This window comes from Nocardia sp. NPDC055053 (assembly GCF_053608285.1).
Genome location: NZ_JBSGVD010000061.1, coordinates 1 through 24,734, shown reverse-complemented (window position 1 = coordinate 24,734; position 24,734 = coordinate 1). Strand labels below are relative to the sequence as shown.

24 protein-coding genes are annotated in these 24,734 nt (G+C 68.8%); 16 read left to right on the top strand and 8 right to left on the bottom strand.

Translation table 11 applies throughout. The features are described from left to right. Positions 1-87: 87 nt before the first annotated feature. Positions 88-864: an SDR family oxidoreductase gene (locus tag ACWF82_RS33050; protein WP_452507501.1), complete on the bottom strand. Its 777-nt coding sequence runs from the start codon at positions 862-864 to the stop codon at positions 88-90. A 71-nt stretch (positions 865-935) separates the two neighbouring features. On the opposite strand from ACWF82_RS33050, the gene ACWF82_RS33045 reads away from it, so the two are divergent. From ACWF82_RS33045 to ACWF82_RS33030, 4 genes are read left to right on the top strand one after another with little or no spacing between them, the layout of a single operon-like run. Further along, positions 936-1,700, top strand: a complete 765-nt coding sequence (locus tag ACWF82_RS33045; protein WP_378846455.1) for an enoyl-CoA hydratase family protein — start codon at positions 936-938, stop codon at positions 1,698-1,700. Positions 1,701-1,705: 5 nt separating this feature from the next. Continuing rightward, on the top strand, positions 1,706-2,584 hold the full coding sequence (locus ACWF82_RS33040; protein WP_452507500.1) for a CoA transferase subunit A: 879 nt from the start codon (positions 1,706-1,708) through the stop codon (positions 2,582-2,584). Then, on the top strand, positions 2,581-3,381 hold the full coding sequence (locus tag ACWF82_RS33035; protein ID WP_452507499.1) for a CoA-transferase subunit beta: 801 nt from the start codon (positions 2,581-2,583) through the stop codon (positions 3,379-3,381). The genes ACWF82_RS33040 and ACWF82_RS33035 overlap by 4 nt, the downstream gene beginning before the upstream one ends. Beyond that, positions 3,378-4,463: an NAD(P)H-dependent flavin oxidoreductase gene (locus ACWF82_RS33030; protein WP_452507498.1), complete on the top strand. Its 1,086-nt coding sequence runs from the start codon at positions 3,378-3,380 to the stop codon at positions 4,461-4,463. The genes ACWF82_RS33035 and ACWF82_RS33030 overlap by 4 nt, the downstream gene beginning before the upstream one ends. Positions 4,464-4,629: 166 nt before the next feature. Here the strand turns inward: ACWF82_RS33030 and ACWF82_RS33025 are convergent, their stop codons facing one another. The 5 genes from ACWF82_RS33025 to ACWF82_RS33005 form a co-directional block, all read right to left on the bottom strand. Further along, positions 4,630-6,600, bottom strand: coding sequence for a molybdopterin-containing oxidoreductase family protein (locus ACWF82_RS33025; RefSeq protein ID WP_452507497.1), 1,971 nt, complete (start codon positions 6,598-6,600; stop codon positions 4,630-4,632). Between the two features lie 134 nt (positions 6,601-6,734). Continuing rightward, a complete protein-coding gene (locus ACWF82_RS33020; protein WP_452507496.1) occupies positions 6,735-7,925 on the bottom strand; it encodes an acetyl-CoA C-acetyltransferase in 1,191 nt (396 codons plus the stop codon). A 9-nt stretch (positions 7,926-7,934) separates the two neighbouring features. After that, a complete protein-coding gene (locus ACWF82_RS33015) occupies positions 7,935-8,546 on the bottom strand; it encodes a TetR/AcrR family transcriptional regulator (RefSeq protein WP_379309798.1) in 612 nt (203 codons plus the stop codon). 64 nt (positions 8,547-8,610) lie between these two features. Next, a complete protein-coding gene (locus tag ACWF82_RS33010; protein ID WP_365010086.1) occupies positions 8,611-9,408 on the bottom strand; it encodes an SDR family oxidoreductase in 798 nt (265 codons plus the stop codon). Further along, positions 9,405-10,601 carry an acyl-CoA dehydrogenase family protein gene (locus ACWF82_RS33005; protein ID WP_452507495.1) on the bottom strand — a complete coding sequence of 399 codons (1,197 nt, stop codon included), beginning with the start codon at positions 10,599-10,601 and terminating at the stop codon, positions 9,405-9,407. Before ACWF82_RS33005 ends, ACWF82_RS33010 begins: the two co-directional genes overlap by 4 nt. A 55-nt stretch (positions 10,602-10,656) precedes the next feature. Between ACWF82_RS33005 and ACWF82_RS33000 the strand changes: the two genes are divergently transcribed. The 8 genes from ACWF82_RS33000 to ACWF82_RS32965 all read left to right on the top strand — a co-directional run bounded on the left by ACWF82_RS33000 (position 10,657) and on the right by ACWF82_RS32965 (position 19,453). Then, positions 10,657-12,246: a FadD3 family acyl-CoA ligase gene (locus tag ACWF82_RS33000; RefSeq protein WP_452507494.1), complete on the top strand. Its 1,590-nt coding sequence runs from the start codon at positions 10,657-10,659 to the stop codon at positions 12,244-12,246. Then, positions 12,243-13,091 carry an enoyl-CoA hydratase gene (locus ACWF82_RS32995; protein ID WP_452507493.1) on the top strand — a complete coding sequence of 283 codons (849 nt, stop codon included), beginning with the start codon at positions 12,243-12,245 and terminating at the stop codon, positions 13,089-13,091. Before ACWF82_RS33000 ends, ACWF82_RS32995 begins: the two co-directional genes overlap by 4 nt. After that, complete coding sequence (locus ACWF82_RS32990) at positions 13,088-14,230, top strand: acyl-CoA dehydrogenase family protein (RefSeq protein WP_452507492.1); 1,143 nt, start codon at positions 13,088-13,090, stop codon at positions 14,228-14,230. The genes ACWF82_RS32995 and ACWF82_RS32990 overlap by 4 nt, the downstream gene beginning before the upstream one ends. Positions 14,231-14,339: 109 nt before the next feature. Beyond that, a complete protein-coding gene (locus tag ACWF82_RS32985; protein WP_452507491.1) occupies positions 14,340-15,428 on the top strand; it encodes an acyl-CoA dehydrogenase family protein in 1,089 nt (362 codons plus the stop codon). Positions 15,429-15,525: 97 nt separating this feature from the next. Further along, positions 15,526-16,578, top strand: a complete 1,053-nt coding sequence (locus ACWF82_RS32980; protein WP_452507490.1) for an acyl-CoA dehydrogenase family protein — start codon at positions 15,526-15,528, stop codon at positions 16,576-16,578. Between the two features lie 127 nt (positions 16,579-16,705). Beyond that, positions 16,706-17,158, top strand: a complete 453-nt coding sequence (locus ACWF82_RS32975; protein ID WP_452507489.1) for a MarR family winged helix-turn-helix transcriptional regulator — start codon at positions 16,706-16,708, stop codon at positions 17,156-17,158. 90 nt (positions 17,159-17,248) lie between these two features. Then, the gene (locus tag ACWF82_RS32970; protein WP_452507488.1) at positions 17,249-18,499 is read left to right on the top strand and encodes an MFS transporter; all 1,251 of its coding nucleotides are present in this window, start codon (positions 17,249-17,251) and stop codon (positions 18,497-18,499) included. A 204-nt stretch (positions 18,500-18,703) separates the two neighbouring features. Beyond that, on the top strand, positions 18,704-19,453 hold the full coding sequence (locus tag ACWF82_RS32965) for a DUF427 domain-containing protein (RefSeq protein ID WP_452507487.1): 750 nt from the start codon (positions 18,704-18,706) through the stop codon (positions 19,451-19,453). Here ACWF82_RS32965 and ACWF82_RS32960 read toward each other — a convergent pair whose 3' ends face one another. Together ACWF82_RS32960 and ACWF82_RS32955 are read right to left on the bottom strand one after the other, a co-directional pair. Then, on the bottom strand, positions 19,454-19,786 hold the full coding sequence (locus ACWF82_RS32960; protein WP_452507486.1) for a hypothetical protein: 333 nt from the start codon (positions 19,784-19,786) through the stop codon (positions 19,454-19,456). Positions 19,787-19,788: 2 nt separating this feature from the next. Next, entirely contained in the window at positions 19,789-20,967 is a 1,179-nt protein-coding gene (locus tag ACWF82_RS32955; RefSeq protein WP_452507485.1) for a Rieske 2Fe-2S domain-containing protein, read from the bottom strand. A gap of 194 nt (positions 20,968-21,161) precedes the next feature. Between ACWF82_RS32955 and hsaA the strand changes: the two genes are divergently transcribed. Genes hsaA through hsaB form a run of 4 tightly spaced genes read left to right on the top strand, consistent with a single transcriptional unit; the run spans position 21,162 to position 24,696 of the window. After that, positions 21,162-22,325 carry a 3-hydroxy-9,10-secoandrosta-1,3,5(10)-triene-9,17-dione monooxygenase oxygenase subunit gene (gene hsaA / locus ACWF82_RS32950; protein WP_452507484.1) on the top strand — a complete coding sequence of 388 codons (1,164 nt, stop codon included), beginning with the start codon at positions 21,162-21,164 and terminating at the stop codon, positions 22,323-22,325. Positions 22,326-22,328: 3 nt separating this feature from the next. Further along, complete coding sequence (hsaD, locus tag ACWF82_RS32945) at positions 22,329-23,201, top strand: 4,5:9,10-diseco-3-hydroxy-5,9,17-trioxoandrosta-1(10),2-diene-4-oate hydrolase (RefSeq protein WP_452507483.1); 873 nt, start codon at positions 22,329-22,331, stop codon at positions 23,199-23,201. Next, a complete protein-coding gene (gene hsaC / locus ACWF82_RS32940) occupies positions 23,198-24,103 on the top strand; it encodes an iron-dependent extradiol dioxygenase HsaC (protein WP_452507482.1) in 906 nt (301 codons plus the stop codon). Before hsaD ends, hsaC begins: the two co-directional genes overlap by 4 nt. Before the next feature lie 17 nt (positions 24,104-24,120). Then, positions 24,121-24,696: a 3-hydroxy-9,10-secoandrosta-1,3,5(10)-triene-9,17-dione monooxygenase reductase subunit gene (hsaB, locus tag ACWF82_RS32935; RefSeq protein WP_452507481.1), complete on the top strand. Its 576-nt coding sequence runs from the start codon at positions 24,121-24,123 to the stop codon at positions 24,694-24,696. Positions 24,697-24,734: the final 38 nt, after the last annotated feature.

Here is a 24,734-nt window from a genome sequence, read left to right as displayed (position 1 = left end):
CGCATCCGAGGGGCGATACTGCGCCTTCGGCGTTCCGTCTCGCCCCTCGGATGCGAGGCGGCCGAAACCGTGGTGGTCGGGTAGGGATTAGTGGTTGGCGGTGGCGGCGTCCAGGAAGGCCGGGCGTTCGCCGCCGCCGTGGACGAGCAGGGTGGCGCCGCTGACATGCGCGGCCAGGGGTGAGGCGAGGAAGAGCGCGGCGCTGCCGACGTCGGCGGGGCTGGCCAGCCTGCCCATCGGCACGGTCTTGGCGACGGCGGCCACACCGTCGGCGTCGCCGTAGTGCAGGTGGCTGAGTTCGGTTTCGACCGGGCCGACGACGACGGAGTTCAGCCGGACCTTCGGCGCCCATTCGACGGCCAGCGAGGAGGCCAGGTTGTCCAGGCCCGCCTTCGCCGCGCCGTAGGCGGCGGTGCCCGGCGATGGCCGGTGCCCGCTGACGCTGGTGATCATCACGATCGAGCCGCCCGCGTCCTGCTTCTGCATCACCGCATTGGCCTGCTGGGAGATCAGCAGGGGCGCGAGCAGATTCAGCTCCACGATCTTGGCGTGGAACTTCGGGCTCGCGGCGTCGGCCATCGCGAACGGCGCGCCGCCCGCGTTGTTGACCACGTGGTCGATCCGGCCGTATCTGGCCAGGATCTCGGCGAACATCGCCGCCACCGCGTCGGCGTCGCGGACATCGCAGGTGAGGTGTTCGGTGCTGCGCTCACCCACCGTGATCGGTTCGTCGGCGGGCCTGCGCGCGCAGGTCAGCACGGTCGCGCCCGCGGCGAGGAAGGCCCGGCTGATGCCGGCGCCGACGCCGCGCACGCCACCCGTCACCAGAACGATCTGCTCGGAAAGGTCGATTTCTACAGCCACCGTGCTAACCTACCAAGCAATTGCTTGCTTTGTCTCGGGGTTGGCCCGAGTCGCGCACGATGGGACTTGCGATGGGGATAAACCGTCACACCGAAACCGAGGGCGTCGAAGTCGTCACAGTCGACTACCCGCCGGTCAACGCACTACCGTCCGACGGTTGGTTCGCCCTGGCCGACGCGATCCGGGAGGCAGGCCGTAATCCGGAGACCCGGGTGGTCGTGCTGCGGGCCGAGGGCCGCGGCTTCAACGCCGGTGTCGACATCAAGGAGATGAACGCCGACACCGGGCACACCGCGCTGATCCGCGCCAACCACGGCTGCTTCGAGGCCTTCGCGGCCGTCTACGACTGCCAGGTGCCCGTGGTCACGGCCGTCAACGGGTTCTGCCTCGGCGGCGGCATCGGGCTGGTCGGCAACTCCGATGTCATCATCGCCTCCGACGACGCCACCTTCGGCCTGCCCGAGGTGGACCGTGGCGCGCTCGGCGCGGCCACCCACCTGGCCCGGCTGGTCCCCCAGCACCTGATGCGGACCATGTTCTACACCGCGGGCAAGCTCACCGCCCAGCAGCTGCACCACTACGGCTCGGTGTACCAGGTGGTGCCGCGCGCCGAACTCGACGCCGCGGCCATGGAGGTCGCCAAGAACATCGCGAACAAGGACGGCCGCGTGATCCGGGCCGCCAAGCGCGCGCTCAACGGCATCGACGTGCAGGACGTGCACCGCTCCTACCGCTACGAGCAGGGCTTCACCATGGAGCTCAACCTCGCCGGTGTCGCCGACGAGATCAGGGCGCGTTTCGACGACGATCTCGCCGCGCAGAAGAAGGAGAAGTAGACGCCATGCGCGACAAGAGGATGACGCTCGACGAGGTCGTCGGCGAGCTGCGCAGCGGCATGACCATCGGCATCGGCGGCTGGGGTTCCCGGCGCAAGCCGATGGCGCTGGTGCGCGCGCTGCTGCGCTCCGATGTCACCGATCTGACCGTGGTCACCTACGGCGGCCCCGACCTGGGTCTGCTGTGCTCGGCGGGCAAGGTACGCAAGGCGTACTACGGGTTCGTCTCGCTGGATTCGGCGCCCTTCTACGATCCGTGGTTCGCCAAGGCGCGTACCGAAGGCGCGATCACCGTGCGCGAGATGGACGAGGGCATGGTCAAGTGCGGTCTGCAGGCCGCCGCGGCCCGGCTGCCGTTCCTGCCGATCCGGGCCGGCCTCGGTTCGTCGGTGATCGACTTCTGGGAGGGCGAGCTGACGACGGTCCAGTCGCCCTACCCGGCCGCCGACGGCAAGACCGAGACGCTCGTCGCGATGCCCGCGCTGAACCTCGACGCTTCCTTCGTGCACCTGGATCTGGCCGACAAGCACGGCAATGCCGCCTACACCGGCGTCGACCCGTACTTCGACGACCTGTACTGCCTGGCCGCCGAGCGGCGCTACGTCTCGGTGGATCGCCTGGTCGAGACCGAGGAACTGGTGAAAGCCGTTCCGCAGCAGTCGATCATCCTCAACCGGATGCTGGTCGACGGGGTCGTCGAATCGCCCGGTGGCGCGCACTTCACCTTCTCCGGCAGCTACGGCCGCGACGAGAAGTTCCAGAAGCACTATGTGGCCGCCGCGGCGACGCCCGAGTCGTGGGCCGAGTTCAAGGCTCGCTACCTGGATGTCTCCGAAGACGAATACCAAGCCGCCGTCCACGCTTTCGCCGAGGAGCAGAAATGAGTACAGCATCGCTAGGCGATTCCGTGAGGGGTGGCGGCCGGGAGACGGGCGGGCGCATTACTCGTGCTGAGATCTGCGTCGTCGCCGCCGCGGAGATCTTCCGTGGGGCGGGCGAGATCATGGCCAGCCCCATGTCGACGGTCACCACCATCGGTGCCCGGCTGGCCCGGCTCACCTTCGAGCCCGATCTGCTGCTGTCCGACGGCGAGGCGCTGTTCTTCGCCGAGGTCCCGGCGATCGGCGCGAAAGCCCCTGTGGAGGGCTGGATTCCGTTCTCCAAGGTGTTCGATGTCGTCGCCTCCGGCCGTCGGCACGTGGTGATGGGCGCCAATCAGATCGACCGGTTCGGCAACCAGAACCTGTCGGCCTTCGGTCCGCTGCAGCAGCCGACCCGGCAGATGTTCGGTGTGCGCGGCGCGCCGGGCAACACCATCAACCACGCCACCAGCTACTTCGTGCCCCGGCACAACAAGCGGGTGTTCGTCGATCAGGTCGACATCATCTCCGGAATCGGCTACGACCGTGTCGATCCCGAGAATCCCGCCTACCGCTTCCACCACCTGCACCGGGTGGTGACCAACCTGGGCGTGTTCGATTTCAACGGTCCCGACCACACCCTGCGCGCGCTGTCGCTGCATCCGGGTGTGAGCGCCGACGAGGTCGCCGAGAACACCTCCTTCGAGGTGGCCGAGCTGGGCACCGCGGGCGAGACCAGGCTGCCCACCGAGGAAGAGCTGCGGATCATCCGAACCGTGCTCGACCCCAAAGGTTTCCGGGAGAAGGAAGTGGCGGCGTGAGCGCGCGGCTGCGGACTCCGCTGACCGAGCTGGTCGGGATCGAGCATCCGGTCGTACAGACCGGAATGGGCTGGGTCGCCGGTCCGCGTCTGGTCGCGGCCACCGCCAACGCGGGCGGGCTCGGCATCCTGGCCTCGGCCACGATGACCTTCGAGGAGCTCGAGGCGGCGATCGCCAAGACGAAGTCGCTGACCGACAAGCCGTTCGGCGTGAACATCCGCGCCGACGCGACCGATGCCACCGAGCGCATCGACCTGCTCATCCGTGAGCGGGTCAAGGTCGCGTCCTTCGCGCTCGCGCCGAAGAAGGACCTCATCGCCAAGCTCAAAGACGCGGGCGTGGTGGTGGTTCCGTCGATCGGCGCCGCCAAGCACGCGGTGAAGGTGGCCTCGTGGGGCGCCGACGCGGTGATCGTGCAGGGCGGTGAGGGCGGTGGGCACACCGGCCCGGTCGCCACCACCCTGCTGCTGCCGTCGGTGCTCGACGCCGTCGACATCCCGGTGATCGCGGCGGGCGGCTTCTTCGACGGCCGCGGCCTGGCGGCCGCGCTGTCCTACGGTGCGGCCGGTGTCGCGATGGGCACCCGCTTCCTGCTCACCCAGGAGAGCACCGTTCCCGAGGCCGTGAAGCAGGAGTACCTGGCGCGCGGCCTGCAGGACACGGTGGTCTCGGTGAAGGTCGACGGCATGCCGCACCGGATGCTGAACACCGAACTGGTCGAGAAGCTGGAGCACTCCGGCGGCTGGCGCGGCCTGTCCGCTGCGGTCGGCAATGCGGCCAGGTTCAAGTCCATGACCGGCATGAAGTGGTCGACGCTGATGCGTGACGGCCTGGCCATGCGCAAGACCAAGGACCTCAGCTGGTCCCAGGTCGTGATGGCCGCGAACTCGGCGATGCTGACCAAGGCCGGTCTCGTCGAGGGCCGTACGGATGCGGGCGTGCTGCCCGCGGGCCAGGTCACCGGGATCATCGACAGCCTGCCGACCGTGGCCGAGCTGATCGACGGGATCGTCACCGACGCCGTCGCCCGGATCGAGGCGATCTCGGCGCTGACCGTCGAGTCCGCGTCCGAGGCCCACTGACCGGAGCCGACAACGGCTCCACCCCGAAGCTCGCCCCGATCGACGGCCCAGAGCCAACCGTCGGTCACACGGGGCGATCGAACACCGGACCCGGTGCCGCACTCACGAGGTGCGCATCGGGTCCGGTGCTTTCAGTTCGGCCCGCGCCGACGGTGAACCGCGGGCATCAGCGTGGACGCACCTCGACCCGGTTGTCGTGGAATACCGCGCCGCCGCCGTAGTCCGAATCCCGTTCGGCGATGGTCGCGTTGACGGTGGCGCCGTCGGTGAACTTGGCCCAGCGGCCCTTGGTCGTCGCGGCGACGCCCGGCCTGACCCGGTTCGACACCTCGGCCACCGCCTCGAACGCGCCGCGCGCGTTGGACACCAGCACCGCGGCACCGTCGGCGATATCGCGGGAGGCGGCGTCGTCAGGGTGCAGTGTGATCGTGGAATCGCCTGCTCGGCGGCGCAATTCGGGGTTGCTGCCGAAAGAGGTGTTGAGGAAGTAGTGCGAGGCGGCGGAGATCAGGACCAGACCGTCGCCCTGGTCGGCCGGTGGCGTGAAGTCCGGTAGCGGGTCGTGCCCGGCCAGTTCGGCTCGCGTGGAAACGAATTGGAGTTTGCCCGCCGGGACCGGACCTGGCTGGATCTTCAGGAATCCATCGGCCCTGAGCCGGTCGAGGTCGTGGCCCTTCAGCAGCTGCCTGGCCAGTTCCTCGTCGGAGTCGTAGAGCGCGGGTTCGGTGAGGCCGAGGCGATGGGAGAGTCTGCGGAAAGTCTCTGTGGTGGACAGGCATTCGCCCGGCGGCTCGACGGCGGGCTCGTTCCAGACCAGGTAGAGGTGACCGTAGCCGGCGATGACGTCGAGGTGTTCGGGCTGCATCGTGGCGGGTAGGACGATGTCGGCGTAGTCGACGGTGTCGGTGGCGAAATGCTCGAGCACCACGGTGAACAGGTCGTCGCGGGAGAGTCCTTCGATCACCCGGCGCTGGTCGGGGTTCGAGCCGACCGGGTTGGCCCCGATCACGAACAGCGCCTTGACCGGCGGATCCTCGGCCTCGAGCAGGGCTTCGCCGAGCCGGGTCATCGAGAGCGTGCGGACCGGGTGCGGCAGGAGATCGTCGCGGACCAGCGCCGCGTCGTCGAGCCGGAAGTGGCCGCTGGTCGAGTAGTGCAGTCCGCCACCGGGAATCGCCCAGTCACCGGTGACGCCCGGCAGGCAGGCGAGCACCCGCAGCGCCATCCCGCCACCCGCATGGCGCTGAATGCCCTGGGATGCGCGGATCGCGGTCGGCCTGGTGCGGGCGATCCGCTCACCGAGCGCGACGATCTGCTCCTGCGGTACGCCGGTGATCGCGGCGGTGCGCTCCGGAGTGAATTCCGTGATGCGGTCACGGAATTCGGTCCAGCCCTCGGTGTGCTCGGCGATGAACTGCTCGTCCTGCGCGCCGAGCGCGACGATGACGTGCAGCAGGCCCAATGCCAGCGCGGCGTCGGTGCCGGGCAGCGGGGCGATGTGCTCGTCGCAGCGTTCGGAGGTCTTGGTGCGCACCGGGTCGATCGAGACCAGGTAGGCGCCGCTGTCCTGCACGAACTTCCACAGGTGGTGGCCGGAGGTGAGCGGATTGGTGCCCCACAGCAGGATCAGTTTCGACTTCGCGAAGTCCTCGGGGTCCATGCCGCCGGAGGTGCCGAGCGTGTAGCGCAGGCCGGTGCCGCCCGCGACCGAGCAGATCGTCGCCGCGTGGTGGGAGGCACCGAGCACGTTGAACATCCGGCGGCCCGGATACCCCTCCAGCCCCTGGAGGTAGCCGAGGCTGCCGGTGCCGTGGAACGGCCAGATCGCCTCGGCGCCGAACTGGTCGACGATGGCGGTGAGCCGGGTGGCGATCTCGTCGAGCGCGTCATCCCAGCTGATCCGCTCGAATCGGCCCGAGCCCTTCGGCCCGACCCGGCGCAGTGGATAGCGCAGCCGGTCCGGTGAACCGACCTGCTCGAGATACCGATTCACCTTGACGCACAGCGCGCCGCGGGTCACCGGGTGGTCCCTGTTGCCCCGTAGCCCGGTGGGTTTTCCGTCCTCGACGGTCACTACCCACGAGCACGCGTCGGGGCAGTCGAGCGGGCATGCACCGAGCACCTTCACCTGGTCCATCGTAGGTGCGGGCAACCCGCGCGCTACGACCGCTCCAGCGCTCGGCTAGCCCCGGCGTAAACGTGCAAAACGGCGCGTCGCAGTCAGATTTCTGACTGAGCGGCCCCCGATTGCACGTTGACGCCGGGTTCGTCCTACGCGTCCAGCCGCTCGATGATGGTCACGTTCGCCGTGCCGCCGCCCTCACAGATGGTGAGCAGGCCGTAGCGGCCGTTCACCCGCTCGAGTTCGTGCAGCAGGGTCGCGAACAGCTTGGCTCCGGTGGCGCCGAGCGGGTGGCCAAGTGCGATCGCGCCACCGTTGACGTTCACCTTCGCCGGATCGGCGCCGATCTCCTTGATCCAGGCCAGCACCACCGGCGCGAAAGCCTCGTTGATCTCGATGACGTCGATGTCGTCGATGGTCAGGCCGGTCTTCTCCAGCGCCCACTGCGTCGCCGGGATCGGCGCGCTCAGCATGAAGATCGGGTCGGCACCGCGCGCGCTGACGTGATGGATGCGGGCGCGCGGGGTCAGGCCGTATTCCTGCACCGCCCACTCGGAAGCGAGCAGGGTGGCGCTGGCGCCGTCGGAGATCTGGCTGGCGACCGCGGCGGTCAGCGGGCTGCCTTCGCCGAGCGGCTGCAGGCTCGCCATCTTCTCCAGGCTGGTCTCGCGCGGGCCCTGGTCGACGGTGAAGTCACCGACCGGCACGATCTCGGCCTCGAAGCGTCCATCGGCGATGGCGGCGCGGGCGCGTTCGTGGCTGCGCAGCGCCCAGTGCTCCATGTCCTCGCGGGTGATGCCCCACTTCTCGGCGATCAGCTCGGCGCCGCGGAACTGCGAGACCTCGCCGGTGCCGTAGCGGGAATCCCAGCCGGTGGCGCCGACGAACGGCGACTCGAAGCCGTACTCCTTGCCGGCGAGCATGGCCGCGGAGATCGGGATGGCGCTCATGTTCTGCACGCCGCCTGCGACGACGACCTCGGCCGTGCCGCTCATGATGGCCTGGGCGGCGAAGTTGATCGCCTGCTGGCTGGAACCACACTGCCGGTCGACGGTGACGCCGGGAACCTCTTCGGGGTAGCCGGCGGTCAGCCACATGGTGCGGCCGATATTGCCCGCCTGCGGGCCGACGTTGTCGACACAGCCGACGATCACGTCGTCGACGACGGCCGGGTCGATCCCGGTGCGCTCGATCAAGCCACGCAGCGCGGCGGCGCCGAGGTCGGCCGGGTGCACCCCGGACAGCGCGCCACCGCGCTTGCCGACGGCGGTGCGCACCGCATCGATCACATAGGCCTGCCGCAGCGGGGTGTACGGGCGGCGCTCGGCGGGTGCGGTCATGGGGAACTCCTACTTCGGACTGCTCCCGGGCACGGTGAGCCCGTCGAGCACGATGGTCAGATATTGCTGGGCAAGGCTTTGCACGGTGATCGGGCCACCGGGGGTGTACCAGCGGACCGCGACCCACACGGTGTCGCGCAGGAAGCGGAAGGCCAGTTCCACGTCGAGTTCGGGCCGGAAGCTGCCGTCGGCCACGCCCGCGGTGAGGACCTTGTGCCACAGGTCGCGGAACTCGGTGTTGAAGTCGCGGATGTAGCCGAAGCGTTCGACATCGCGCAGGTTCTTGGCCTCGGCCTGGTAGATGGCGACCGCGGCGTGATGCCGGTCGAAGGCCTCGTAGGAGGCGATCACCAGGGCTTCCAGGGTCTCTCGCGAGCTGAGCCCGGCGGCCGCGATCTCGCGATAGCGGCCGAACAGGTCGTCGAGGAAGCCGCGCAGGATCTCGTCGACCATCGACTCCTTGGAGTCGAAGTGGTGGTAGAGGCTGCCGGAGAGGATCCCCGCCGAGTCGGCGATGTCACGCACGGTGGTGGCACGCAGTCCACGTTCGGCGAACAGGTTCGCGGCGAGATCGAGGAGTTCGTCGCGGCGCGTACGTTTCACGGTGTCGGATGCGGTCACAACGTCATCCTAAGGCCAAGCATTTGCTTGGTTTCCGGAAACTCCGCACTCTCGCGCCCGCTCGTCATGCGCGCTGACTGCTCACCGAGACCACCTCACCGGTCAGGTACGAGGTGTAGTCACTGGCCAGCATGGCGATCGTCGCCGCCACTTCCCAGGGCTCGGCGGCCCGGCCGAAGGCTTCGCGCTCGCTGAGCGCGTCGAGCAGCTCCGAGGAACTGACCTTGTCCAGGAACGGATGGCGCGCGATGCTCGGCGCGACGGCGTTGATCCGCACCCCGAACTCGGCGGCCTCCACCGCGCTGCACCTGGTCAGCGCCATCACGCCCGCCTTGGCCGCGGCGTAGTGCGCCTGGCCGTGCTGGGCGCGCCAGCCGAGGACGCTGGCGTTGTTGACGATCACGCCGCCGTGGCCCGCCGACCGGAAGTACCCGAGAGCGGCACGGGTGCAACGGAAGGTGCCGGTCAGGGTGATGTCGAGGACCTGATCCCACTGCTCGTCGGTCATATCCACCACGGGCGTCTCGCCACCGAGGCCCGCGTTGTTGACCATGACATCGATCCGGCCGAGTTCGGCGGCGGCATCGGTGAGCAGCTGGTTGACCTGCGCGGTGTCGCGGACATCGCAGACCACCGCGCCGACCTTGCGCTCGGGGAACTCCTTGGCCAGCAGCTCGGCGGTCTCGGTCAGCCTGCGCTCGTGCCAGTCGGAGACGACGACGTCAGCGCCCTCTTCCAGCAGCCTGCGCGCGGTGGCCGAGCCGATGCCGGTGCCCGCCGCGGCGGTGATGACGGCCTTGCGGCCGGTCAGCAGGCCGTGGCCGGGGATGGACGGGGGCGGGACGGAGAGCGGGCCGGTCACGGGCGGGCCTCCCGCGGCAGGCCGAGCACACGCTCGGCGATGATGTTGCGCTGCACTTCGTTCGAACCTCCATAGATCGTGTCGGCGCGGCTGAACAGGTACAGCCGCTGCCATGCGGTCATGTCTGGGTTGTCTTCGGGGCCGAGGACCAGCCCGGCGGCGCCCTGCACCGCCATGGCGAGTTCGCCGAGTCCGCGATGCCAGTTACCCCACAACAACTTCGAGACCGACGCGCCACCGGCATCGTCGACGTCCTCGCTCATGGTGCGCAGCGCGTGCGCGCGCAGTACCCGCAGGCCGACCCACGCGTTGTCGATGCGCTCGGCGATCAGCGGGTCGTCGGCCGCGCCGGTCCGCCGGGCCAGTGCCTCGATGTCGGCGAGTTCGCGGGCGAAGCGGATCTGCTGGCCGAGCGTGGAAATGCCACGCTCGAAGGTCAGGGTGCCCATGGCGATGCGCCAGCCGTCGCCCGGCTCGCCGACGACAAGGCCCGCCTCGGTGACGGCGTCGTCGAAGAACACCTCGTTGAATTCGGAGGTGCCGGTGAGCTGCTCGATCGGGCGCACCTCGATGCCCGGCTGATTCATCGGGACCAGCAGGTAGGACAGGCCCTTGTGCCTGCTCGACCCCTTCTCGGTCCGCGCGATGACGAAGCACCAGTCGGCGACGTGCGCGAGCGAGGTCCAGATCTTCTGGCCGTTGATCACCCAGCGGTCGCCGTCCAGGCGCGCGGTGGTGCTCACCGCGGCGAGGTCCGAACCGGCGCCGGGCTCGGAGTAGCCCTGGCACCACAGCTCGCTCACCGAGCGCACGCCCGGCAGGAAGCGCTTCTTCTGCTCCTCGGTGCCGAAAGCGAGCAGCGTCGGGCCGAGCAGTTCCTCACCCACGTGCGAGACCCGCGCCGGCGCGTCGGCCTTGGCGTACTCCTCGTGGAAGATGACCTGCTGGCGCACGCTGGCACCGCGGCCGCCGTATTCGACCGGCCAGCCGAGGCAGGTCCAGCCCGCCGCGGCGAGGTGCCGGTCCCAGGCGAGCCGCTGTTCGAAGAACTCGTGCTCGCGCCCCGGCCCGCCGGTGCCACGCAGGTCACGGAACTCTCCGGCCAGGTTTTCGGCCAGCCAGTCGCGTATTTCCGCGCAAAACTCCGCGTCGGAGGTCGCGGTATCGGAATCTGAGGTCTGGATCACGCCCACGTCGGTAGGATAACCTACCAAGCACTTGCTTTGTTAGCCGATTGGTGAGGACCCCGTGACAACCCCTGCACAGACCACCCCGCAGGCACTGCGAGACGTCGCCGCGGCGCATCCGCACGAGCCGGCCCTGATCGACGGCGCGACCCGCCTGACCTGGGCCGAGCTGCTCGACCAGGTCCGGATCGCGGCGCGCGCGCTGATCGCCCGCGGCATCGCCCCCGGCGACCGGGTCGCGATGTGGGCGCCCAATACCCATCACTGGGTGGTCGCGGCGCTGGCCGCGCACTCGGTCGGCGCCGCGCTGGTACCGCTCAACACCCGCTATGTGACGGCCGAGGCGGCCGACGTGCTCGAGCGCGTCGACGCGAAGGCGTTGTTCGTAGCAGGCCCGTTCCTCGGCCGCGACCGGGCCGCCGAACTGCTGGACAGCTCCCCGGAGCTGGGTATCGGGACCGTGGTGGTGATACCGGTCGAAGAGGGGGCTCACACCTCTGCGGCACTGAGCGGGCAGGCCGAAACGGCCGCCGCGGATTCCGCCGTGCTGACCTGGGACGAGCTGCTCGACGGCGCGGCGGCGATCTCCGCCGAGGAGGGTGAGCGGCGAGCGGCGCAGGTGTCCCCCGACGACATCTCCGACATCCTCTTCACCTCCGGCACCACCGGCCGCAGCAAGGGCACCCTCGTCGCGCACCGGCAGGCGCTCGGCGTCGTGCGCGGATGGGTCGAGTGCTCGACCCTGCGCGCGGGCGACCGCTACCTGATGATCCCGCCGTTCTTCCACAACTTCGGCTACAAGGCGGGCATTCTCGCGTGCCTGGTCACCGGGGCCACGATCGTGCCGCAGGCCACCTTCGACGTGCCCGCCGCGCTGGCGCTGATCGAGTCGGAGCGGATCACCGTGCTGACCGGCCCGCCCACGATCTACCAGACCATCCTCGAGCATCCCCAGCGCGCCGAGCGCGACCTGTCCTCGCTGCGGGTGGCGGTGACCGGCGCGGCGACCGTGCCGGTGGTGCTGATCGAGCGGATGCGCGACGATCTCGCCTTCGAGGTGGTCATTACCGCCTACGGCCTGTCCGAGTCGGCCGGTTTCGGCACCATGTGCCGCCCCGAGGACGACGCGGCCACCATCGCCAACACCTGCGGCGGCCCGATCGCCGACTTCGAACTGCGCCTGTCCGAGGCCGGTGAGGTGCTGCTGCGCGGCCCCAACGTGATGCTGGGCTACCTCGACGATCCCGAGGCCACCGCCGAGGCGATCGACGCCGACGGCTGGCTGCACACCGGTGACATCGGCATCGTCGACGAGCGCGGCTACCTGAAGATCACCGACCGGCTCAAGGACATGTACATCACCGGCGGGTTCAACGTGTACCCCGCCGAGATCGAGCAGACCCTGGCCCGGCTCGACGGTGTCGCCGAGTCGGCGGTCTTCGGTGTGCCGGACGAGCGGATGGGCGAGGTCGGCAAGGCCGTCGTCGTCCGCAGGGCCGGATCGACGCTGACCGCGGACGAGGTGATCGCCTTCGCCGCAGGCAAATTGGCCAATTTCAAAGTGCCCCGGCTCGTGGAGTTCCGCGACCAGCTGCCCTACAGCGCGGCGGGCAAGGTGCTCAAGCGTGAGCTACGTGAGGAGAAGTCGTGAGTCCCGAAACCGAAACCGAGGTCGTCACCTACGAGGTGCGCGGGCCGATCGCCGTCGTCACCATGAACCGGCCCGAGTTCCGTAACGCGCAGAACTCGAAGATGACCTACGCCCTCGACGCCGCGTTCGTGCGCGCCGTCGAGGACCCCGAGGTCAAGGTGATCGTGCTGGCGGGCAACGGGAAACACTTCAGCGCCGGCCACGACATCGGCACGCCGGGGCGCGACCACGATGCGCACTACGAGAACAAGGCCGCGCTGTGGTGGGACCACGTCGACCGCGCCGGCGGCGATCAGCGCTTCGCCCGCGAGTCCGAGGTGTACCTGGGCATGTGCCGACGCTGGCGGGAGATCCCCAAGCCGACCGTGGCGATGGTGCAGGGCGCCTGCATCGCGGGCGGGCTGATGCTGGCCTGGGTGTGCGATCTGATCGTCTGCTCGGACGACGCGTTCTTCTCCGATCCGGTTGTCCGGATGGGCATTCCGGGTGTGGAGTACTTCGCGCATCCGTGGGTGATGGGTCCGCGCGCGGCCAAGGAGTTCCTGTTCACCGGTGACCGGTTCGGCGCCGACCAGGCCAAGGAGTGGGGCATGGTCAACCGGGTCGTGCCGCGCGAGGAACTCGAGTCCGAGGTGATGGCGCTGGCCGAGAAAATCTCCGCCATGCCGCAATTCGGGCTCGCGCTCACCAAGAAGGCCGTCAACCAGGCCGAAGACCTGATGGGAATGCGCAGCGGAATGGACTCGGTCTTCGGGCTGCACCATTTCGCGCACGCCCACAATGCCGAAGTCGGCGCCGATTCGCTGGGCGGGATGAATGCCCGCTCGATGAAGGAGAAAGCGTGAATCTCGAGATCGACCCGGCAGTCCGGGAGTTCCGGCTGGAGGTGCGCGAGTTCCTCGCCGCCAATGTGCCCAGCGAACCGCTGCCATCGATGGACACGGCGGCGGGATTCGAAGCCCATCGCGCCTGGGAGGCCAAGCTCGCCGAGGCCCGCCTGTCGGCGGTGTCGTGGCCGGTCGAGTACGGCGGCCGCGACGCCTCCATCCTCGAGTGGGTCCTGTTCGAGCAGGAGTACTACGCGGCGGGTGCGCCGGGGCGCGTCGCCCAGAACGGCATCTTCCTGCTCGCGCCGACCCTGTTCGAGCACGGCACCGAAGAGCAGCTGGCCCGGATCCTGCCGCGGATGGCGCGCGGTGACGACATCTGGGCGCAGGCCTGGTCGGAGCCCGAATCCGGCAGCGACCTGGCGAGCCTGCGCTCGACCGCGCGCCGCACCGAAGGCGGCTGGATCCTCAACGGCCAGAAGACCTGGAGCTCGCGCGCCACCTTCGCGGACTGGGCCTTCGGCCTGTTCCGCAGCGATCCCGAGGCGCAGCGTCATCACGGGCTCACCTACGTGATGTTCCCGCTCTCGGCCGACGGCGTGAGCGTGCGGCCGATCCCGCAGCTCGACGGCGAGCCCGGCTTCGCCGAGATCTTCCTCGACGACGTCTTCGTTCCCGATCGCGATGTCATCGGCGCGCCGAACGAGGGCTGGCGGGTCGCGATGGCGACCTCGAGCAACGAGCGCGGCCTGTCGCTGCGCAGCCCCGGCCGGTTCAGCGCGACCGCGCAGCGGCTGATCGATCTGTGGACCGAGACCACCGAACCCGCCGACACCGCCGCGCGAAATGCCGTGGTGGACGCCTGGATCGGCGCCGAGGCCTACCGCCTGCACACCTTCGGCACCGTCACCCGCCTGACCGACGGCGGTCAGCTCGGCGCGGAGTCCTCGATCACCAAGGTGTTCTGGTCCGAGCTAGACATCGCCATGCACCAGACGGGGCTCGACCTGCTCGGCCCCGCCGCCGAACTGACCAGCAAGTGGACCGACGGCTACCTGTTCTCGCTGTCGGGCCCGATCTACGCGGGCACCAACGAGATCCAGCGCAACATCATCGCCGAGCGCATCCTCGGCCTGCCACGGGAGAGCAAGCGATGACACGGCGCGCCGAGCTTCGCGGCACCGAGCGACCCGCGACGCGTCGGCCCCGCACGGAAACCAGCACTCGCGCGGGCCGAATCGCCCCACCGAACACAGGAGGCCCGCGATGAGATTCGCCCTCAGCACCGAACAACTCGATTTCGCCACCGAGCTCCGCAAGATCCTCGACGCCGGGCAGTCGCCCGCCGCGGTCCGCGCGTGGGCCGCGGGCGACACCGCCAAGGGGCGCACGCTGCTGCGGCAGGTGGCCGAGATGGGTGTGTTCGGCCTGATCGTCGACGAGCAGTACGACGGCGCGGAAGCCACTCCGGTCGACCTCGTCGTCGCCCTGGTCGAGCTGGGCCGGGCCGCGGCACCGGGTCCGGTCATCGAATCCACCGCGGTGATTCCCGCGCTGCTGCAACGTCTTCCGGATACCGAACCCGCGCAGCGCTGGCTACCCGCGCTGGCAGGCGGCGGGTTGCTCGGCACCGTCGCCTTCGACGATCCGCAGCGCGGCATCGCCCTCGATGCCGACACCGCCGACCTGGTACTCGTCGCGGCAGGCGGGCAGCTGACTGTCGGCCGACGCGCTCCTGAGTCAGCGGGTGGCGATCAGCCGGCCGACGCGAAGCTTGCGGGCGACGCGACCGATGGGGCCGACGCCACCGATGGCGTGGCGCCACGATCAATCGCCTCGATCGATCCGGCGCGCAAGTTGTTCCACGTCGTGGCGGACGAGCCCGTAGCCGACGGCGTCCAGGAAGCACTCGACTACGCCTTCGACATCGGCGTGCTGGCTTGTGCCGCCCAGCTGCTCGGCGCGGGCCGCGCACTGCTCGACCAGACCACCACCTACGCCAAGCAGCGCAAGCAGTTCGGCCGCGCGATCGGCGAATTCCAGGCCGTGAAGCAGCAGCTCGCCGACGTGCTGATCGCCCTGGATCTGGCCGAGCCGCTGCTCTACCGTGCCGCGCTCACGCTGGACTCCGATGATCGCGCTCGCGACGTGTCGGCAGCCATCGTGGCCTGCGGCGATGCCGCCCACCGCGCCTCGCGTGCGGGCCTACAGGTGCACGGCGCCATCGGCTACACCGCCGAGTGCGACCTGTCGCTGTGGATCACCAAGGTCGCGGCCCTGCGCACCGCATGGGGCACCGCCGACTTCCACCGCGCGCGCATCGCAGCCGCCCTGCGCGCCCCCGCGACGGCCTGAGGCACGCAGATGCCACCGAAGGCGCGGGTCGACCGCCACCGCCGCTCCCCTGTACCCACCGACGCGGTGACCATCACCGACTCTGCCGAGGAACCCCATGTCATCGAATGAACTGCTCGAATTCCGCACCTCCGTCCGCGCCCTGCTGGCCAAGCACGCCACGCCCGCCGCGGTGCGCGCCGCCATGGACACCGACCTCGGGTACGACCCGAAGCTGTGGACCATGCTGTGCGAGCAGGTCGGTGTCGCCGCGCTCGCGGTGCCGGAAAAGTGGGGCGGCGTGGGTGCCGGGCTGGTCGAATCGCTGATGGTGGTGGGCGAATTGGGCCACACGCTGGCCGGGGTGCCGATGCTCGGGTCCGCCGTGCTCGGGGTGCAGGCGATCCTGAACTCGGGTGACGAGCAGGCCTGTGCCCGGCTGCTGCCGGATCTGGCCGAGGGTTCGCGCACGGCGGCGCTGTGCTGGGCCGACGCCACCGGCTGGGACTCCGCGGGCGTGCAAGCGAGCGACGGGAAGCTCAACGGCGCAGCGCATTACGTGCTGCACGGCGCCCAGGCCGACCTGCTGCTGGTGCTCACCGACAACGGCTTGTTCGAGACCACGGCCGACGCTCCCGGTGTCGCTGTCACCCCGACACCGGGCCTCGATCCCACCCGCAAGCTGGCCGTCATCACCTTCACCGACACCCCGGCGACCCGGATCGGCACCGGCGACCCGGCCGCACTGCGCACCCGCCTGCGCGAGATCGCCTGGGCCGCACTGGCCGCCGAGCAGGTCGGCGCGGCAAGGCACTGCCTGGAGATGACCGTCGAATACACCGCATCGCGTGTGCAGTTCGGCAGGCCGATCGGCAGCTTCCAGGCGCTCAAGCACCGGATGGCCGATATGTACGTGCTGGTCGAGTCGGCCGAGTCGACCGCCCTGGCGGCAGCGCAGGCCGTGGCCGAGAACAGCGACTCGGCCGCCGAGGACGTCTACGTCGCGCGCAAGCACTGCACCGAGACCTTCTCGCACGTGGCCGCCGAGACGATCCAGCTGCACGGCGGCATCGCCATCACCTGGGAACACGACGCCCACCTGTATTTCAAACGGGCGCACGCCACCGCCGAGCTCTTCGGCACCGGCCGCCGTCCGGTCGCGGCCGCCTAGCCGCCTCCCCCGAAAGCCCTGGTCGCCATCCCGCGACCAGGGCTTTCGGCGTGTTGTGCGGGATGTCACCGGGCGCGAGGGCGCCCGATCCTGGATTTAGATAGTTAGCTTATGCAATAATTCCACCGTGCAGCAGACAGAGCAGCCCTCCCCGGACGACATCGTGGTCGACCTGCTGGTCACTGCCGGTCGGCTCACCCGGCTCGCCGGGGCGATCAGCAACGACGACATGCCGCGCGCGATCCTGCGGGCCCTCGCCGTGCTCGACGAGCACGGCGGTCTGCGGGTCAGCGACTTCGCCCGGATCGATCGATGTTCCCAACCGGCGGCAACGGCGCTGATCGGTCGGCTCGTCGCCGACGGATTCGCCACCCGCACCAAGGACCCGCAGGATTCGCGGGCGGTTCTCGTCGAGCTCACCCCGGCGGGCCGGACCCGCCTCACCGAGGCCAGGCGTGCCTTCGCGGCCGCCGTGGCTCCCGGACTCGCCGATTTCGATCTCGATCGGCTGATCCGGCTCGATACCGACATGAACGACCTGCTGACAGCCCTGCGTGCGGTTGCCCGAGGTCATCAGTGAAGCAGGAGTGCCAATGAACGAGCGCAGCGAGCGAATCATGTGCCAGCGCGCAATGCGCATGCCGCAGCCGAGCGCCAGCGAGGCGGAGGCATGAGCACCTCTGAGTTGACTCGCGCCGACGACACCGCCGCCGCAGCCACCCCGTCCGGACAACCCAAGGCCGTCTGGGCCGTCGCCTTCGCGAGCGTGATCGCGTTCATGGGCATCGGCCTGGTCGACCCCATTCTCAAGCCGATCGGCGAACAGCTGAACGCGAGCCCGTCGCAGGTCTCGCTGCTGTTCACCAGCTACATGGCCGTCACCGGCGTCGCCATGCTGGTCACCGGCGTCATCTCCAGCCGCTTCGGCGCGAAGAAGACGCTGCTGTCCGGCCTGGCGATCATCGTGGTGTTCGCCGCGCTGGCCGGCATGTCGAGCACGATCGGCGAGATCATCGGCTTCCGCGCCGGCTGGGGACTCGGCAACGCACTGTTCATCGCGACGGCGCTGGCCACCATCGTCGGCGCGGCCACCGGCGGCGTCGCCAAGGCGATCATCCTCTACGAGGCCGCGCTCGGCATCGGCATCGCGACCGGCCCGCTGCTGGGTGGTCTGCTCGGCGGCATCAGCTGGCGCGGTCCGTTCTTCGGTGTGTCGGTGCTGATGGCCGTCGCCTTCGTCGCCATCGTCGTGCTGCTGCCCGAGCTGCCCAAGCCCGCCAAGCCGACCTCGATCACCGCGCCGTTCAAGGCACTCCGGCACAAGGGCCTGCTGACGGTGAGCATTACCGCGCTGCTGTACAACTTCGGCTTCTTCACCCTGCTCGCCTACACCCCGTTCCCGCTGGACATGGGCACCTACGCGATCGGCTTCATCTTCTGCGGCTGGGGCATCCTGCTCGCGCTGGCCTCGGTGTTCCTCGCGCCGAAACTGCAGGCGCGCTTCGGCACCCTTCCGATGATGGCGCTCTCGCTCGGCCTGTTCGCGGCGGATCTGGCGGTGATGGGCATGTTCGCCGAGCACAAGATCGTGCTGATCGTCGGCGTCGTCATCGCGGGCCTTTTCCTCGGCGTGAACAACACGCTGATCACCGAGGCCGTGATGATCTCCGCGCCGGTCGAACGCTCCACCGCGTCGGCGGCCTACAGCTTCGTCCGGTTCGCCGGTGGCGCCGCGGCGCCGTGGGTGGCGGGCAAGCTGGGCGAGCACAGCGTCTCGCTGCCGTTCTGGCTCGGCGCCGCCTTCACCGCCGCCGCGGTCGCGGTCCTGTTCCTCGGCCGCGGCGCACTGGCCCACATCGACGACCACGACCCTGCCCCGCACAGCATCGAGGAAGCGCAAGCCATCACCGTCGGCGACTGAGTTGTTGGAGCGCTGGCGCGCTCGAGGTCGCGGCCCCTTCTGTCCCGCCGGTCAGGCACCGTTGCTTGCTCCTTCGTCGCGTACGCAACGGCGCCTGACCGGCGGGACGGCCGCGACGGCCGCTGCGCGGCCTGCCCCTCCTCGGGGTCGGGGCGGCGTGGCCGGGATCGAGCGACGGTGCGGTTGCGGCGTAGCGTCGAGAACATGAGCGACGACAAGCGCGGGCGGGTCAGGGTCGAGCCGGCACACAAGCGCGTGCGGGCTTATCTCGACGGCAGGCTGGTGGCCGATACGCTGCGGCCCTTATTGGTCTGGGAGCTCCCCTACTACCCGACCTACTACGTCCCGCTGCCCGATGTCAGAGCGGATCTGGAACCGAACGGGGTCGACGAGCACTCCCCCAGCCGTGGTGAGGGCACCGGCTACGACGTGATGGTCGACGGCCAGCGCGCGGAGGGAGCGGCACTGCGCTACCTCGACTCGCCGCTGCCCGACCTGAAAGACGCTGTCCGCCTGGACTTCGCGACTTTCGACTGGTTCGAGGAGGACGAACCGATCTTCGTCCACCCCCGTGACCCGTACTCCCGGGTCGACATCCTTGGCAGCTCACGCAATGTGCGGGTCGAGATCGACGGCGTCACCGTCGCCGACTCGTCCTCGCCGCGCATCCTCTTCGAGACCGGCTTGCCCGCACGGTATTACCTACCGCTCCCCGATGTCCGGATGGACCTGCTGACCGCCTCCGACTCGCACTCCAGCTGCCCGTACAAGGGCACGGCCGACTACTGGCATGTCCAGGTCGACGGCACCGAACACCAAGACATCGTGTGGATCTACCGCGCACCGCTGCCGGAGAGCCAGAAGATCGCGGGCCTGGCCTGCTTCTACAACGAGAAGGTCGACATCTACCTCGACGGTGTCCTCCAGGACCGCCCGCACACCCCGTTCAGCTGACTACTCGGGCACCTCGAGCACGCCCTCGTCGACCGCCCACTTGATGGACTTCTCCAGCGACGGACACGATTCCGGCCTGCCCGGCCGCGCGCCGTGCGCACTGAGCTGGGCGAAGACCGGACAGTGCGTGTCCGGGCGCTCGGTCCACTGCACCGAGGTCTGGTGCGCGCTGGACTTGCGCACCAGGACCTCGGCCTGGCAGGCCTGACACCGCAGCGGTGTCAGGCCTTCGTCCAGGTAGCGCTGTCTGTCGACCGTGGTCTGGGCCCGCACCGCGGCCTGCCGCACGGGCTGATCGGCGAAGTCGGGTGCCTTGGCCCAGGTCGGGGACATGGTTACACGCCCGCTTCGGCTTCTGCCTCGGCCTTGCGGCGCAGGTTCTCCGCCACCTCGGCCTCCCAGGCCTGGTTGGCCTTGGTGGTGTCGACCTCGAACTCGAAGCGCTGGGTCATCTTCTCGGTGACGTCGGCGGCATCGACGTAGAACTGCTCGTACCAGCGGCGCAGCTGGTAGACCGGGCCGTCCTCCTCGCACAGCAGCGGGTTCTCGACCTTGGACTTGTGCTTCCAGATCTCGACATCCTGCAGGAAGCCGTCGCCGAAGAACTCGGTCATCGAGGCCGCCAGCTTCTCGGCGGTCGCGTCGTCGATGCCCTTTGGCTTCTCGACGGTCAGGCCGTACTGCAGCACGAACTCGTCCTGGCTGACCGGGTAGTGGCAGTTGATCAGCACGACCTTGATCTCGTATCCGCCGTAGATGTTGACCAGCGGATTGATCATGTAGGACGGCCCGAAGTAGGAAGCCTCCGACTTCAGCAGCGTCTCACCGCCGTACTTGGCCGCCATGCCGATGTCGGGCCGGCCCTTGGTCTCGAGGAACTGCGTCGCCACGTGACCCTCGAAGACGTTCTTGAAGTACGTCGGGAAGGCATAGTGGATGTAGAAGAAGTGCGCCATGTCAACGACGTTGTCGATGATCTCGCGGCAGTTGGAGCCCTCGATGCGCATCGTGTTCCATGTCCACGACGTCCAGCCGCTGTCATGATTCTCGCTGGGGTTGCCCTCGGTGTCGGTGTAGGGGCCCTCGATGTGCGGGATCGTGACCTCGGCGGGCGGCTCGTTGCCCTCGTGGTCGTGCCAGATGAACAGCTGACCGTTGCGCTCGAGCGTCGTCCACTTCCTGGTGCGGGCCAGCGGCGGAACGCGGCGCGCGTAGGGAATCGACGTGCACTTGCCGCTGGCGCCCCAGCGCCAGTCGTGGAACGGGCAGGCGATGTCGTCGCCCTTGACCGTGCCCATGCTCAGATCGCCGCCCATATGCCTGCAGTAGGCATCCAGCACGCGGATCTCGTCGTTGGTGTCGGTCCACACCACGAGCTTGGTCCCGAAGATCTCGATCGCGTGCGGCTTGCCGTCGCGGAAAGACGAGGCCAGGCCGACACAGTGCCAGCCGCGCGCAAACCTCGTCGGCGTTGTGCCGACATCGAGTTCCCTCACCTTGGGGTTGACTGCCATCCCGAACCCTCCTTGTTCACTAGAACACGTTACAAAACGAGGCCGCTTCACGCCAGCTGTCCAGCGAACTTCGCTCCACGCCCCTGTTATATCCGAGGTAGGGCGATCTTCTCGACAGAAATGAGAACCTGTTCTAATCTCAGAGTCGAACAAGAACCGGTTGTCGATCCGACAAGGCAGGAGCGGGCTCCGAAATGACGCAAGAAGTGACCGAACGGGTCGAGGCACTGCTGCCGACACTGCGTGAACGTGCGCAGGAGGCCGAGGACCTGCGCCGCATTCCCGACGAATCCATGAAGGCGCTGCAGGAGACCGGCTTCTTCCGGCTGCTCCAGCCCAAGCAGTGGGGCGGCCACGCCGCCGACCCGGTCGTCTTCTACGACACCGTGCGCAAGATCGCCAGCGCCTGCGGGTCCACCGGCTGGGTGGCAGGCATCATCGGCGTGCACAACTGGCACCTCGCGCTGTTCGATCAGCAGGCTCAGGAAGATGTCTGGGGCGAGGACACCGACGTGCGGATCTCGTCCTCCTACGCCCCGATGGGCGCTGGCCAGGCCGTCGACGGTGGCTACATCGTGCGCGGCTCGTGGGCCTGGTCCTCGGGTTCCGATCACGCGACCTGGGCGGTCCTCGGCGGTCCGGTGATCAAGAACGGCAAGCCGGTCGACTTCGGCAGCTTCCTGATCCCGCGCTCGGACTACCGCATCGATGACGTCTGGAACGTCGTCGGCCTGCGCGGCACCGGCTCCAACACCGTGGTCGTCGAGGACGTCTTCGTCCCGTCGCACCGCTTCCTGAGCTTCCGCGCGATGAGCGAGGGCCGCGCGCCCGGCCTCGAGCAGAACACCGACGCCGTCTACAAGATGCCGTGGGGCACCATCCACCCCACCACCATCTCCGCGCCGATCGTCGGCATGGGCTACGGCGCCTACGAGGCCCACGTCGAGCACCAGGGCAAGCGCGTGCGCGCCGCCTACGCCGGCGAGAACGCCAAGGACGATCCGTTCGCCAAGGTGCGCGTGGCCGAGGCGGCCAGCGATATCGACGCCGCGTGGCGTCAGCTCTCGGGCAATGTCGCCGAGGAGTACGCGCTGCTGGTGGCAGGCGAGGAGGTGCCGTTCGATCTGCGCGTGCGCGCCCGTCGCGACCAGGTCCGCGCGACCGGCCGCGTGATCGCCTCGATCGACAAGCTCTTCGAGTCCTCTGGCGCGACCGCCCTGGCCAACGGCACTCCGCTGCAGCGCTTCTGGCGTGACGCGCACGCCGGGCGCGTGCACGCGGCCAACGATCCCGAGCGCGCCTACGTCATGTACGGCACGCACGAGTTCGGTCTGCCCGTCACCGACGCCATGGTGTAGCCGATGACCCAGACCGCTGAAATCACCTACGAATCGACCTCCCGCTACGCGCAGGTCACCCCCGAGCTGAAGCTGCACTACCACGAGGCGGGCGTCGGCAACAGCCCCACGATCGTGCTGCTGCACGGCGGCGGGCCGGGCGCCTCGGCGTGGTCGAACTTCGCCCGCAACATCCCGGTGCTGGCCGAGAACTTCCACGTGATCGCGCTCGACCAGCCCGGTTTCGGCAAGTCCGACAAGCCGGTCGACCATCCGCAGTACTTCGTGCACGCGTCCACCGCGCTGCTCGCGCTGCTGGATCATCTGCAGATCACCGAGCGGGTGCACCTGCTCGGCAACTCGCTCGGCGGCGGCACCTCGGTGCGCTTCGCCCTGGACAACCCCAAGCGCGCGGGCAAGCTCGTGCTGATGGGCCCGGGCGGGCTGAGCACCAACCTGTTCGCGCCCGACCCCACCGAGGGCGTGAAGCTGCTCTCGGCGTTCAGCTACGCGCCGACCAGGGAGAACCTGGAGAAGTTCCTGAGGATCATGGTCTTCGACCAGTCGCTGATCACCGAGGAACTCATCGACGAGCGGTTCGCCCTGGCGAGCACGCCCGAATCGCTGGCCGCCGTGCGGGCGATGGGCAAGTCCTTCGCCGGCGCCGACTTCGAGAAGGGCATGCTGTGGCGTGACGCGTACAAGCTGCGTCAGCCGGTGCTGCTGATCTGGGGCCGCGAGGACCGGGTGAACCCGCTCGACGGCGCGCTCGTCGCCACCAAGGTCATCCCGCGCGTGCAGCTGCACGTGTTCGGCGGCTGCGGGCACTGGGCGCAGCTGGAGAAGTTCGACGAATTCAACCGGCTCACGGTCGATTTCCTCGAGGAGAAGCAATGAGTATTCGCGCTCTGGGCTACATGCGCATCGAGGCCACCGACATGGCGGCCTGGCGCGAGTACGGCCTCAAGGTGCTCGGCATGATGGAGGGCACCGGGCTGGACCCCGACGCGCTCTACCTGCGCATGGACGATTTCGCCGCGCGACTGGTGATCGTCCCCGGCGAGCAGGACCGGCTGCTGGTCTCGGGCTGGGAGGTCACCGACGCCCGCGGCCTGCAGCAGCTGCGCGAGGCCCTGGACAAGGCCGGGGTCGCCTTCACCGAGGGCACCAAGGAAGAGCTGGGTGAGCGCCGCGTCGAGGGCATGATCCGGTTCCAGGATCCGTCCGGGAACACGCTCGAGGCGTTCTACGGCGCGCAGTACCTGGGCCGCCGCTTCGTCAGCCCCTACGGCCACAAGTTCGTCACCGCCGAGCAGGGTCTGGGCCACGTGGTGCTGACCTGCACCGACGATGCCGCAGCGCAGGCGTTCTACCAGGACGTCCTGGGCTTCCGGCTCCGGGATTCCATGCGGCTGCCGCCGCAGATGGTCGGCCGTCCCGCCGACGGCGACCCGGCCTGGCTGCGCTTCTACGGCTGCAACCCGCGCCACCACGCGCTGGCGTTCCTGCCGCTGCCGAATCCGACCGGCATCGTGCACCTGATGGTCGAGGTGGAGAACTCCGACGACGTCGGTCTCTGCCTGGACCGCGCCTACCGCAAGAAGGTGAAGATGTCGGCCACCCTCGGCCGCCACATCAACGATAAAATGCTGTCCTTCTACATGAAGACGCCCGGCGGATTCGATATCGAATTCGGCTGTGAGGGACTGGAAGTCGACGACGACGACTGGGTCGCCCGCGAATCGACCGCGGTCAGCCTGTGGGGTCACGACTTCACCGTCGGATTCAAGCAGCAATAGGAATGGCGGCGAGGGACATGACCGAACAGATACCGGCGATCGACGGCCGGCAATTTCGTAATGTGCTGGGGCAGTTCTGCACCGGCATCACCGTGATCACCGCGCTCGATCCGGCGGGTGAGCCGATCGGCTTCGCCTGCCAGTCCTTCGCCGCTCTCTCCCTCGATCCGCCGCTGGTGCTGTTCTGCCCCACCAAGGGGTCGCGCTCGTGGGCGGCGATCGAGGCGGCGGGCAAGTTCTGCGTGAACGTGCTCGCCGAGGAACAGCAGCCGACCTGCGCGCGCTTCGGCTCGCGCGAGACCGACAAGTTCGCCGGGGTCTCTTGGCACACCTCGGATTTGGGTGTGCCGGTGCTCGACGATTCGCTGGCGACCATCGAATGCACCGTCGACTCCGTCGTCGACGGCGGTGACCACTACATCGTCATCGGCCGGGTCCAGGCGCTCGCGGAATCGGCGACCACCGGCGGTCGTCCGCTGCTGTTCTACCGCGGTCAGTACACCGGCATCGAGCCGGACAAGACCACCCCCGCGCCCTGGCGCGCGGATCTGGACCATTTCCTCACGACCACCAGCCTCGACACCTGGCTGTGAGTCTCCCGGTTGCGGGCGCGCCCACAAATGGCGGCCGC